We start from the raw sequence: 12,797 nt of genomic DNA on the forward strand, positions 1-12,797 counted from the left end.
GTCTAATCCCAAAGTAGCAGTTGCTTCACGTTACTAATTTCCTTTCATCAAACATTTACCAATATTTAGGATTTAACAACAATCGATTTTATTTTCGCTTAAAGAGTTAAAAACGTGACATAGATCGCACTGAACCTTATTAAGGTTTATCCAAATTTGCCGATTATCTTTTACATTAGGCATCAGGTTAACAGAGTGTCGTCAACACAGACTTTTAAACTGAAATGCCAATGCTGCGAGCCAGCAGCAGCGTAAATTATAATGACTTCTTCTGACAATGAGCGGATAGATATGACAATAAATTCAAGACCTGAGCAGCAGGGTAAAACTGGCTTGTTAAGCAATTTACGGCTAGTCCCTTTATTCGTCATTATTCTCGGGGGTATCATGCTGTTGTTTGCCTTATCGATAGGCGCGTCCAGTTATTTTTTGCAAAACAGCAACCGTTCGCTGGCAAATGTGATACACGAAAGCGATGTTCGTGCGGAAATCTCGGATAGCACCAACCATTTGCGAACTGCGCGTCTGTTGTTGATTCATGCGGCGGCGGCGGCCCGCATTGGCGATACCGCCGTCTTTAGCGAGAATTTAAAGCTGGCTATGTCGCGAATTGAACGCTCCAAACAGGCATTTGACTTTTATGAGCAGCGTGCGGAAAAAAGTGAACGCGAGGCCGCTTTTGACGTAGAACTGCGTAACGCCTATGAGGCTTATGTCAACCAGGGGATCATGCCGCTTATCGATTCAGCCAAAGAAGGATTATTCGAGGAAGTGTTATCGCATGAATCGGAAGAAACCCGCAGGTTGGATCTGGCGTATAACATCCCGCTGGCTCAGGCTCTTGACTATCGGGTGCAACGCGCTCAATCGCTTAATGAAGCCGCGCAAGAAAATGCCCTACGCGGCTATTCGCTGATGGGCGCCAGCTTCGCTATTTCCATCGCATTAACATTAGTGACGTTTTTGCTTCTCCAACGCGCATTAATTAAACCGATGAACCAGTTAGTCGGCCGTATCCAACGTATAGCACAAGGAGAGCTCACCCAAAAATCTGAAAAATATGGTAAAAATGAAATCGGCTTGTTGGGGCAAAACGTGCAACAGATGCAGTTTTCGTTGGTTAACACGGTAACAACCGTACGCGAAAGCGCAGACTCAATCTATCAAGGTTCTACTGAGATCTCATCCGGCAATATCGATCTTTCCTCCCGGACAGAGCAGCAGGCTTCGGCGCTGGAGGAAACCGCCGCCAGCATGGAACAGTTGACCGCCACGGTGAAACAGAACTCTGAGAATGCGCATCACGCGAGTCAACTTGCCGCCAATGCCTCAGATAAAGCGAAAAAAGGCGGGGATATTGTCGCCAACGTCGTTAATACAATGAATAATATTTCAGGCAGTTCCAGAAAAATATCTGAAATTACCAGCGTAATTAACAGCATCGCCTTCCAGACAAACATTCTGGCATTAAATGCGGCGGTTGAAGCCGCCAGAGCCGGCGAACAAGGCAGAGGTTTTGCCGTGGTTGCCAGTGAAGTTCGCAGTCTGGCGCAGCGCAGCGCGCAAGCGGCAAAAGAGATAGAAACATTGATCTCGGAATCAGTGGATTTGGTTAATAACGGATCGGTGCTGGTTGATAACGCCGGTCAAACCATGAAAGAGATCGTTGATGCAGTAACTAACGTAACAGATATCATGGGAGAAATTGCCACCGCCTCTGATGAACAGAGTCGTGGTATCACTCAGGTCGGTCAGGCTATTTCTGAAATGGACAGCGTAACCCAGCAGAACGCGGCTTTAGTACAAGAAGCCAGCGCCGCGGCGGCTTCTCTGGAAGAGCAGGCCGCGCTGTTGACCCGTGCCGTGGCGACATTTATTCTGTCCGAGCATCAGTCAAAAACGAACACCGCCGCCCCTGCATCCCGGGCGGCCATATCAACACAATCCCCCTCCTCACTGGCATTGCCCCAGCAAAAAAAACCATCGGGTAAAGAACATTGGGAAACCTTTTAACATAGCGGACTAACGCCCGTAGCAGGTATTGACCACGTCAATACCTGCTACACATCACTCCCTGAAGAATGCTTAAGTTCCACAAACGTCCCGTCTTTACTCTCAACTTCATTAAAGAACCAAACGCCGGCAGGATAGTCTTCAAGCGAGACTAAATACATCGTTCCTTCCTGAAACTCTTCAACGGCCAGGATAACCCCTTCTCTCCGCTCCCTTCCATCGGTTTTAACTGTGACTAAGTCATTAACTTTCATAAAATTTCTCAAAAATCTCTCTGACCCAAAGGAACATTATCAGCATTGCTGAACGTGATATCCAATAAATTTCAAGATACGAAGGAGACAGCCGGCTCGCCTGCAACTTGAAAGATGAAAGGTATATAATGATATAACATGTAGATAACTGTTAGCTTATCTTTACAGGTTCGGACGATATATCAAACAATTGCCCTAATAGCTTCCATTATCCAGAATAAGCGAATAAATTCCCATCTTAAAACTCCCGACACATCGCAGATAGAGATCAAAATTTGAACAACCCATTGAATGCTAAGAGACAGATAGAGAACGAAACAGCAAGTTACCACCACGCTGTGCTGTCAGAATGGAAACTGTTGATAACCATAACCTCGCCTGAAGCCTTTCATCTGCTGCAAACACTTGCTGATAAGAAGTCCTCGCTCCTGGCAGATGAATTCTATTCACACATGCTGGCAGATAACGAAGCGGCCCTATTTCTTTCAAATCAGCAAGTCCATAACAAACTTCATGGTTCAATGCATAAATGGGTAGCCGCTATCCTATCTAATACGGGTGAACACCTGAGCGAGTTAATTGCGCATCAGAAAGAAATCGGGAAAATTCATGCCCGTATTAGTATTCCCATCGAGTTAGTTGCGCGCGGTGCGCGGTGTTTAAAATGGAAACTCTACGAATATATATCCCAAGAAACTGACGACAAGACATTATGTTTTGAAGTGATGCGTTTTGCGTCAATTTCTATGGATATCGCGATAGAAATAATGAGCGAGACCTACTCCCAATCCCATGATAGAGAGGCAAGAAATGAAGAGTCTTACCGCTTATTCTCAATTTTGGGCAATGCCGACATAGAGCGTGAGCGTCAAAACGCGGCGTTATTAAACTGGGAGAACGCATTTATTTTTAGTGTAGCTACCGGCGCCCCGTTGGCGAGTATTCAAACGTTAGAGGATTCTGAGTTTGGTTTATGGTTTAACCATAAAGGGAGATCCTGCTTCAATAATACTCATGAAGTAAATGCCATTAGTGAAATGATCGTTGAGATTGATAAATACGTTGGTAACTTTACTCATACATCGCCGCTGGCACAAATCGACTACTCGCCATTACTTAAATCAGTAAGAAATAAAATTTATAAAATAAATACATTAATGGGGTATTTATTTGATGAAGTTCAAAAATTAGAGAGTGGAAAAGACACGCTGACATTTTTACTGAATCGCCGCTTCCTGTCGACAATTCTGCGGCACGAAACCTCACTAGCTATGCATACAAACGTCCCGCTCACGGTGGCCATGATTGATATTGACCATTTTAAATTCATCAACGATACCTATGGTCACGTGATAGGCGACACCGTATTAAAAAGCATTGCCGACATTCTTTATGAAAATACCAGGAACAGCGATTATGTTTTCCGCTATGGTGGAGAAGAGTTCATGTTGGTCCTGGTCGCAACCTCAAAAGAAGCGGCCTATATACTTATCGATCGTCTCAGAAAAGAAATTCAGGATCACGAAATCCGCCTTCAGAGTGGTGAAATAGTAACGGTAACCATAAGCGCAGGGATCGCCGTTTATAACGGACATCCTGACTATCAATGTTTAGTCAAATCAGCGGATGATGCGCTCTATCAGGCCAAAACTCGCGGCAGAAACCGGATTGAATACGCGCACGGATAAAACAGCGACTCACATTACAGATAAAAGCGGGCGCAGTACCCGCTCGGATGCCGGCGAACGCATCCAGCCAGGCAAACGAAACACTGGCGTACATTCGATAAATAAGCATGATCATTAACAACACGACACGTGTAAAATCCTTTATAGTTCTATCCAGCGTCCCACACCAAGGAGGATAAGTCATTGCAGCGGCAATTTGTGTCATCGTCAAGAATTCGTTCGATTGGATACGATCCTGAAAAACGTATTCTTGAAATAGAATTCCATAACAAAGATATCTATCAATACATTAGCGTTCCTGAACGCATTTACGGGAAATTTGTTTCCGAATCTGTTGTATCCAAAGGCCGCTTCTTTGATGGCGTAATAAAAGACAAATATCTGTGCCGAAAAATAAAATAACGGTCGGATACAGTAGGGAAATAAGGGTTAAGGATCTGCCTTTCGTCAACCAGCAGCCATAGCGCTGCCCTGCTTTAGCGCCCAGTTTTCGACGGCGCCGCCGTCGATGAGCATCTTTTAAAAGAAAGGGCGCTCCAGATAATTGGCATACGGACAGTCCGCTGCATGTTGCAGGCCGTCACGCACTGCCATCAAATGTTAGATCGTTTCATCAATGGCTCTGGCCTTTGCTGCCGGTTTGCTCGTCAGTTATATACGGCGGTGTTAACGGTGAACGTATGTACGGTTACGCAGTGTCAAGACTCATACCACATTTGGCGTGGTCTGTATTTTGCGGCGTTAGTAACCAGTTGGCTGATGGGGTAAGAAAGACTGCCCGTATAGATGAGTGCAGCCACTTAAACCGCAGACGACGCGCTATTTCCGAGCGGATAAGCACGTTTCCCCAGCTTGCTTTTTATTTACTCGCTTTTTTTCAATCTGTTATATGAACACCTAACCACTACGCCTTCGATCGTTTTCACCGATCGATACGATCTAATCGATCTATGAAAACGATTATCTTTTGATCATAATCGCGGATAAGATATTTCTGAAATTAAACATAACAACATGTTTCGATTACGTTTTTATTCTCATCACGGGAAGGGACTTGTGCGCTCATTACCACCTGGGAGGAAACCAGCATGTTGGGAAAGACGTAACCGATTCAGCGAGAAACTATAGAGAAATATTTTTATATACCGGGAAACAGGTATATAAAAAGCATTCAGGTTAATTTTAATGAATATGATTTTCTTAAACGATGCGTTATTGATATCTCAGGGCGTCCATCGGGCATGCTATTGCCATCCATTAATGCAGGACAAATGTATAAAAGTACATTTAAATGGCGAATATAATCGCGAAACCATTAGAGAAATTAAATATTATCAGCGGATAGCGAATAAAGTATTTACAGTTCCTGTAATATCGCACTATCATGGTATAGTTAAAACCAATCTTGGAACAGGTTATGTTTTTGATCTTATCAAAGACTATACTGGAGACGTATCAAAAACGTTGGAGCACTACATCATCGACAGTTTACTCTATAAAAAACATAAGGCGGATATCGAACTGGCCTATCATCGTATGGCTCTATGGGCGAAAAAATACGCCATTGTCACGATGACGTTGAAACCTTACAATATTATATATCGTTTAAAGAATCAGAATGATGGCGACCTGATTATTATCGATAACCTAGGATGTGCGAATTTATTTCCTTTGGTGTATTACTCGGACTTTTTCGCCAGACAGCAGTTATCCAGAAGGTTTTTTAATTTTGAAAAAATGCTGAGCCATCAATATGGAATAATGCTTCCATGCAGCAGTAATGAAATTCACATTACTCCATAAATAATTTAGGTTCTAAATGAATTTTTTTACAAAAACTGGCTTAGTTGAATAAACTGGAAAACAATAAAAAATGAATTCCCCTTCTATTCAGAAAAAATACTCATGGTCTGCTATGTTATGGCTTTTAGTATTTTTCTTGTATTTCTCATGCACGCTGCAACTGGTTATTCTGTTTTCCGGACACAGCGGATTTAACGGATTAAGGGATGCGTTGCTGTATAGTCTGTTATGGTTCATTCCGGTATTTTTCTTTCCACGTCAGACGCGCCTTATTACCGCAGTGCTCGGTATTATCCTGTGGGCAACAGCCTGTGTCGCGCTGGGATATTATCTAATATATGGGCAGGAGTTCTCACAAAGCGTACTGTTCGTGATATTTGAGTCCAATAGTACAGAAGCCGGGGAATACGCCAGCCAGTATCTCAGTATCAGGCTGATTGCCGTGATTCTGCTGTATACCGCCATCGCCGTCTATCTGTGGACTCACATACGCCCGATCTGGTTGCCTATGCGCTATCGCCTCGTTTCCACGTTCGTCATTCTCACGGTGCTGTTTGGCGTCCCAATCTATAAAAAAATAATAAAGCAAAATCTGCCGGGTGAAGAAGCCGTCGCCTATCTGGCCGGACGCATGGGCACCACCGCGCCGTGGCAATTTGTCGGCAGCTATCTGGAATACCGAAATCAACTCGCCAGTATGGAATCCATGCTGCGACAGAACGCTGCTTTACCGCCACTGCCGAATCTGAAAGATGCCAATGGCGATATTCCCCGCACGCTGGTGCTGGTCATTGGCGAATCCACTACCCGTACCCGCATGAGCCTGTACGGCTATCCCCGTCCCACGACGCCCCGCCTCGATGCATTGCGCAAAACCGATCCCAATCTGGTTGTATTCAATGACGTGGTAGCGCCGCGACCTTACACCATCGAGTTATTGCAGCAGGCGCTGACCTTTGCCGACCAACAGCAGCCGGATCGTTATCTTACTCAGCCATCATTAATGAACATGATGAAACAGGCCGGGTATAAAACGTTCTGGATCACCAATCAGCAAACCATCACCAAACGCAATACCATGCTGACGGTCTTCTCACAGCAGACGGACCGGCAATTTTATCTGAATAACCAGCGCACGCAGAGTTCCCGGCAGTATGACGACGCCGTGCTGACACCGTTTGACGAAGTGCTGCGCGATCCGGCGCAGAAGAAATTTATCGTGGTGCATCTGCTGGGCACACATATGAAATACCTGTACCGCTACCCGGAAAGCTATCAACGCTTCAATGACCGCAAAGGCATACCCGCCGGGTTAAGCGATCAACAGGCGGAGACTTACAACAGCTATGACAATGCCGTACTGTATAACGATTTTGTCGTCGGCAGCCTGATCGAAACCTTTGCCCGCCATCAGCCCAACGGCTTTCTGCTTTATTTCTCCGACCACGGCGAGGATGTGTATGAAACCCCGCCGCATAACGTGCTGGGCCGCAACGAGAGCGCGCCGACCCGCGCCATGTACACCGTTCCGTTTATTTTGTGGCTGTCGCCCGAATGGCAAAAAAGCCATCCCCGCCAATACACTACATATACAGACCGGAAATACAGCAGCGCCCATCTCATTCATACCTGGGCAGATTTAGCGGGGCTGAGTCATGATTTCTACGAACCGGGCAAAAGTCTGGTCAGCGCGGACTTCAGGCCGACAGCACGCTGGATCGGTAATCCATATGAGAAAATCGGATTGAAGGATTTTGATGCGTTGCCTTGAGTTATGGATGTACCTAAAACTGAGTGATAACACTCTGCCTACTCATTAATAACAAAACACGATTATTATCGCCAAAAGTATATTATTTACCGGTGGTTAGCCGCGTGGTATCAGTCTTTGCAGCGTGAGCGTGAGAGAGAAATACAGGCCCAAAATATCATTGAACAGGTGGCTGCCATCCGGTTGCAACAACCCCGGTTGGGTACGCGTAAATTGCATTACTTGTTACGACAGCAAGCAGAGCCTGCATTGCAGGTTGGCCGCGATCGCCTGTTCCAGATACTGCGTTGCTCGCGATTACTGGTGATGCCTAAACGGGCTTATCACAAAACGACGAATAGCCATCATCGCTTTCATCGTCACCCTAATTTATTGAAGTCAGGAGAAAATCAGATTGTTGCTAGCCACCCGGAACAGGTATGGGTCGCAGATATCGCGAACCTTCCACTGCGTAAGGGAACGGCGTATGTGAGTCTGGTAATAGACGCCTGGTCGAGAAAAATAGTGGGATATCATGTACATGAAAGCTTACATACCCACTACTTGGCCAACGCGCTCAAGATGGCACTCGTTAACAGACGCACGGCATCTCCGCTGGTACACCATTCGGATAGGGATATCCAATACTGTTCAACAGAGTATCAGACGCTACATGAACGTCATGGCGTCATCTGCTCGATGACGGATGGATATGACTATTATCAGAATGCGCTGGCGGAACGGGTAAACGGGATATTAAAAATGGAATATCTACTCGTTAAGCCGGAAGAGATTGGGTAAGCAAGAAAGATGGCCAGGGAGTCGTTAGAAATCTACAACACACGGCGACCGCATCTGTCGTTAAAATACAAAACACCCGATGAAGTTCATCGGGCTTTAAGGCTGAAAAGTGTCAACCTATATCAGAACCAGTCACTAAAATCGGTGCTGCCAATCTGCTGCCACTTGCCATTTTCCAGGCACAAAAAAACCGCCTGTTTGGCGGCTAACGACATTGCACAAAGTGCTTGTTTTAATTGAGTTTTTATCGATGGTGCCCGGGGTGGGACTTGAACCCACACAGCGCGTACGCCGAGGGATTTTAAATCCCTTGTGTCTACCGATTCCACCACCCGGGCTTGGATATTGGAGGCGCGTCCCGGAGTCGAACCGAGGTAGGCGGATTTGCAATCCGCTGCATGGCCACTCTGCCAACGCGCCTTACCTTTAAATCTTTCCCAGCATTAATCGCTGAAAATATTGGAGCGGGAAACGAGACTCGAACTCGCGACCCCGACCTTGGCAAGGTCGTGCTCTACCAACTGAGCTATTCCCGCGGTCATACGAACATGCTGATTTTTTTACTAACTTTCAGCAAATCAGCGCTGCTGTTGATGCGGTGCATTCTACTGACCTGACGTGATGAGTCAACAGAATTATCGCCCAAAGGCGTTCGTTTGCTGGTTTTTACAGCGGGCTATCCCTGCCCGCTGCCCTTCGGGCCGTCGCAAGCGACGTTTAAAAACTCTCCCGGCGTTTTTATACCGCGGGCTATCCCTGCCCGCTGCCTTCCGAGCCATCGCAAGCGACGTTTAAAAACTCTCCCGGCGCTTTCCTTCACTCAAGGTTGAAGCAAATCATGTCGTGCGGCATTCAAGTATTGAAACATTGACCAGAACGTCAACACGGCGGCAATGTATAAAGCGATCACCCCGGCGCCTTCTACAAAACGTTCCGGACGCCACAATAAAGCCACCAATGCCAGCATTTGCGCCGTGGTTTTTACTTTCCCAATCCAGGAAACAGCCACGCTGCTGCGTTTACCTATCTCCGCCATCCATTCACGCAATGCGGAAATGATAATTTCACGTGCAATCATCGTTGCAGCAGGCAACGTAATCCACCAGGAATGATAGTGCTCCGCCACCAAAACCAATGCGACGGCAACCATCACTTTATCTGCGACGGGATCGAGAAACGCCCCGAATCGCGTAGTTTGCTTCCAGCGGCGGGCCAGGAAGCCATCAAACCAGTCTGTAACCGCTGCAAAAACAAAAATCAACGCACACACCAGGGGTGCCCAGACGAATGGAAGATAAAACGCCAGCACAAAAAACGGGATTAAAGCAACACGAAACAAAGTCAGCAACGTCGGTATATTAAATTGCATAGCGCTTAGGTAACTATTTGGCTGGAGTGGATATTACGAGTATGTTGCTACATTGTCCCTAGTGTTTCAATGCATGGAAGATTTTTTCTGCCAATGCATGTGAAATACCCGGCACATTTGCAATTTCCTCAATGCTGGCGTTCATCAAAGGCTGCAACCCGCCCATGTATTTCAGCAGGGTCTGTCGGCGTTTAGGGCCGACACCTTCAATGAGCTCTAGTGTACTGGTATTTTTAACTTTTGCTCTTTTCTTACGGTGCCCGCCAATCGCGTGATCGTGTGAGTCATCACGAATATGCTGAATAACGTGCAAAGCAGGAGAATCTGACGGTAAAGCAATACCCTCGCCCGTTGCCTCAAAAAACAGCGTCTCCAGGCCGGCTTTGCGGTCACTGCCTTTAGCCACCCCCAGCAACAGAGGCTTATTCTTATCCCAGGGAACCTCTAACGAGTCAAATACGGCTTTTGCCTGACCAAGCTGCCCTTTACCGCCATCAATAACGATTACATCAGGGATTTTTCTGTCGTCCAACGCCTTACCGTAACGACGTTTAAGAACCTGAGTCATCGCGGCATAATCATCACCGGGCGTAATCCCACTGATATTATAGCGCCGATATTCCGAACGTAACGGACCATTCGCATCGAATACCACACAGGATGCCACAGTCTGCTCTCCCATAGTATGACTGATGTCAAAACACTCCATGCGATTAATTTCCGGCAGTTGCAAAACCTTTGCCAACGCAGACAAGCGCTGGTGTATGGTTGACTGTTGCGATAACTTCGTCACCAGCGCCGTTGCCGCATTCGTGCGGGCAAGTTTCAGATAACGAGCGCGATCGCCACGCGGTTTAGTCTGAATCTGCACTTTTCGTCCGGCGACTTCCGTCAAAGATTCAGTTAGCAGATCTTTATCCGGCAACGTGAAATCGAGCAGAATCTCTGCGGGTAAGGTTCGAGCCAAACTTCCCTGCAAGTAAAATTGCCCCACGAATGTTTGTACAACTTCACCCAGTTCGGTTCCGCCGGGAACTTTCGGAAAATAGCTGCGGCTGCCCAATACTTTTCCCTGTCGGATGAACAACACGTGTACACAGGCCATTCCGGCGTCAAAAGCCACGCCGATGACATCCAAATCTTCTCCAGTGCCTGAAACAAACTGCTTTTCCGTGACTCGTCGAACAGCCTGAATCTGATCGCGGATACGGGCGGCTTCTTCAAAATTCAGCGCAGAACTCGCCGCTTCCATTCGCGAGATAAGCTGATTAAGCACCTGCTGATCTTTACCGGACAAAAACAAACGTACATAGTCAACCTGCAACCGGTAGTCTTCTTCACTTACCAGCCCGCTGACGCAGGGCCCAAGACAGCGACCAATTTGATATTGCAGACAAGGACGTGAGCGGTTGCGATACACGCTATTTTCACATTGCCGAACCGGAAAAAGCTTTTGCAACAGAATCAGCGTTTCACGTACGGCGTTACCGTTCGGAAATGGCCCGAAATATTCACCTTTTGCGTGTTTGGCTCCACGATGAACAGCAAGGCGGGGGTGTCGATCGGCGCTCAGAAAAATCATGGGATAAGATTTATCATCACGCAGTAAGACGTTATAGCGTGGCTGATAAAGCTTAATATAGTTATGTTCCAGCAGTAAGGCTTCGGTCTCAGTATGGGTGATCGTCACATCGATCTGTCTGATACTTTTTACCAGAGCTTCTGTTTTACGGCTGGCGACGTTGCGGCGGAAATAGCTGGACAGCCGTTTTTTTAAATCTTTCGCTTTACCGACATAGATTACCGTATTCGCGGCATCATACATGCGGTAGACCCCTGGCTGGCTGGTTACCGTCTTTAGAAATGCCGGGGCATCGAAACTTTCACTCACTACTTAACAATGTCTCCGCATTAAAGAGGCCGTGGCGAATTGCCAGGTGCGTTAACTCCACGTCACCATGAATGTTCAGTTTACTGAACATCCGATAGCGATAGCTGTTCACCGTTTTAGGACTAAGATTGAGCTGATCTGAAATTTCAGTCACCTTTTGTCCTTTGGTGATCATCATCATAATTTGCAATTCACGCTCAGACAAACACTCCAGCGGCGTCTCTGCCTGCGGCTCTAACTGACTCAATGCCATTTGCTGCGCAATATCGGAGGCAATATACCGTTTACCTGCATGCACGGCGCGGATGGCACAGATAACTTCCTGCGGGGCAGCGGCTTTACTGACGTATCCGGCGGCACCCGCCTGCATTACTTTAGCAGGTAAAGGATTCTCCGTATAAATAGTTAGCATGATAACCTTTATATCAGGAGAAAAACGCAGTATTTTACGCGTTGCCTCAAGACCGCCAATCCCCGGCATATTCATGTCCATTAAGACAACATCAACATCATTGCTGCGGCACCACCTGACGGCGTCCTCACCACATGATGCCTCGCCAACGACTTTGAGACCTTTGATATCGTCAAGAATGCGCCGTATCCCTGCCCGCACCAGTTCATGGTCATCAACAAGAAAAACGCTAATCAAAGAATAATTCTCCAAAAAAGGGAGTAACACTTACATAACGAGTTGCTTGCAGGTGATACTACGCTGGTTTCAAAAGATAACGAATACAGAATTTATATGAATTATGTATTTTTAAATATGCGATGTAGTAATAAACGCTCGCTACCAGAGCACAATGATAACAATATATCATTAACTCCGGGATGCATATTGATCACATTCTTAACATTTCAGATTATGGCTTTCAAAACGCTGACCCCATATCACCAGTCATCCGCGCATCGTAAAAACACAACGACAATCAGTAACATTATGTTTCTATGTCAATCAAAGATAGCTATTGTAACCATATGTTATATCAGTGCTTTTCATCCACTATGCGTATATTTTATAAAAAATATAGTAAGAAAAAGCGTCCAGGCTGAAAGCCTTATGTATTCAGTCAAACATTTCTAAGCACTGCCCACTATATAAACCTGGGCAATTAAATACAATTAAAATAAAGTTAAATGCGTAAAAAACAGCCACTACATAGTGATTGCTCATTAATAATAGCCGTGAGGAATACACATTATGCTATACTCGCGGCAATCTGACGAT

General features: G+C 46.1%; 9 protein-coding genes, 3 tRNA genes and 1 pseudogene. 6 read left to right on the forward strand and 7 right to left on the reverse strand.

Annotated elements, in window-relative coordinates; all coding sequences use genetic code 11:
* The first annotated feature begins 291 nt into the window (after window positions 1-291).
* Window positions 292-2,013, forward strand: coding sequence for a methyl-accepting chemotaxis protein (locus tag HOY33_RS02865; RefSeq protein ID WP_172288351.1), 1,722 nt, complete (start codon window positions 292-294; stop codon window positions 2,011-2,013).
* 47 nt (window positions 2,014-2,060) lie between these two features.
* On the opposite strand, the gene dsrB is transcribed toward HOY33_RS02865, so the two are convergent.
* Complete coding sequence (gene dsrB / locus HOY33_RS02870) at window positions 2,061-2,267, reverse strand: protein DsrB (RefSeq protein WP_172288353.1); 207 nt, start codon at window positions 2,265-2,267, stop codon at window positions 2,061-2,063.
* Window positions 2,268-2,542: 275 nt separating this feature from the next.
* Here dsrB and HOY33_RS02875 point away from each other — a divergent pair, with 275 nt between their 5' ends.
* The 5 genes and pseudogenes from HOY33_RS02875 to HOY33_RS02895 all read left to right on the forward strand — a co-directional run.
* A complete protein-coding gene (locus HOY33_RS02875) occupies window positions 2,543-3,955 on the forward strand; it encodes a diguanylate cyclase (RefSeq protein ID WP_233356283.1) in 1,413 nt (470 codons plus the stop codon).
* Window positions 3,956-4,138: 183 nt separating this feature from the next.
* Entirely contained in the window at window positions 4,139-4,357 is a 219-nt protein-coding gene (locus HOY33_RS02880; protein ID WP_172288355.1) for a KTSC domain-containing protein, read from the forward strand.
* Window positions 4,358-5,140: 783 nt separating this feature from the next.
* Window positions 5,141-5,758 carry a YrbL family protein gene (locus HOY33_RS02885; RefSeq protein WP_172288357.1) on the forward strand — a complete coding sequence of 206 codons (618 nt, stop codon included), beginning with the start codon at window positions 5,141-5,143 and terminating at the stop codon, window positions 5,756-5,758.
* A gap of 70 nt (window positions 5,759-5,828) precedes the next feature.
* A complete protein-coding gene (gene cptA / locus HOY33_RS02890) occupies window positions 5,829-7,529 on the forward strand; it encodes a phosphoethanolamine transferase CptA (RefSeq protein WP_172288359.1) in 1,701 nt (566 codons plus the stop codon).
* A gap of 102 nt (window positions 7,530-7,631) precedes the next feature.
* A pseudogene (locus tag HOY33_RS02895) lies at window positions 7,632-8,405 on the forward strand (IS3 family transposase); the annotation flags it as partial.
* 155 nt (window positions 8,406-8,560) lie between these two features.
* Here HOY33_RS02895 and HOY33_RS02900 read toward each other — a convergent pair.
* From HOY33_RS02900 to uvrY, 6 genes are all read right to left on the reverse strand, one after another.
* A tRNA-Leu gene (locus tag HOY33_RS02900) sits at window positions 8,561-8,647 on the reverse strand.
* Window positions 8,648-8,655: 8 nt separating this feature from the next.
* A tRNA-Cys gene (locus HOY33_RS02905) sits at window positions 8,656-8,729 on the reverse strand.
* Between the two features lie 40 nt (window positions 8,730-8,769).
* Window positions 8,770-8,845: transfer RNA gene (locus HOY33_RS02910), tRNA-Gly, on the reverse strand.
* A gap of 284 nt (window positions 8,846-9,129) precedes the next feature.
* On the reverse strand, window positions 9,130-9,678 hold the full coding sequence (pgsA, locus tag HOY33_RS02915; RefSeq protein ID WP_172288361.1) for a CDP-diacylglycerol--glycerol-3-phosphate 3-phosphatidyltransferase: 549 nt from the start codon (window positions 9,676-9,678) through the stop codon (window positions 9,130-9,132).
* Between the two features lie 58 nt (window positions 9,679-9,736).
* Window positions 9,737-11,569 (reverse strand): excinuclease ABC subunit UvrC, encoded by a 1,833-nt coding sequence (gene uvrC / locus HOY33_RS02920; protein WP_172288363.1) that lies wholly within the window; start codon window positions 11,567-11,569, stop codon window positions 9,737-9,739.
* The gene (gene uvrY / locus HOY33_RS02925; RefSeq protein WP_172288365.1) at window positions 11,562-12,218 is read right to left on the reverse strand and encodes a UvrY/SirA/GacA family response regulator transcription factor; all 657 of its coding nucleotides are present in this window, start codon (window positions 12,216-12,218) and stop codon (window positions 11,562-11,564) included. The genes uvrC and uvrY overlap by 8 nt, the downstream gene beginning before the upstream one ends.
* Window positions 12,219-12,797 lie beyond the last annotated feature (579 nt).

Origin of the sequence: Brenneria sp. hezel4-2-4 (assembly GCF_013155275.1) — a bacterium.
GTDB lineage: Bacteria > Pseudomonadota > Gammaproteobacteria > Enterobacterales > Enterobacteriaceae > Brenneria.

Coding starts and splice junctions, on each gene's coding strand:
- HOY33_RS02885 (WP_172288357.1), top strand. CDS start 5,141: ATGAATATGATTTTCTTAAACGATGCGTTATTGATATCTCAGGGCGTC.
- pgsA (WP_172288361.1), bottom strand. CDS start 9,678: ATGCAATTTAATATACCGACGTTGCTGACTTTGTTTCGTGTTGCTTTA.
- cptA (WP_172288359.1), top strand. CDS start 5,829: ATGAATTCCCCTTCTATTCAGAAAAAATACTCATGGTCTGCTATGTTA.
- HOY33_RS02865 (WP_172288351.1), top strand. CDS start 292: ATGACAATAAATTCAAGACCTGAGCAGCAGGGTAAAACTGGCTTGTTA.
- dsrB (WP_172288353.1), bottom strand. CDS start 2,267: ATGAAAGTTAATGACTTAGTCACAGTTAAAACCGATGGAAGGGAGCGG.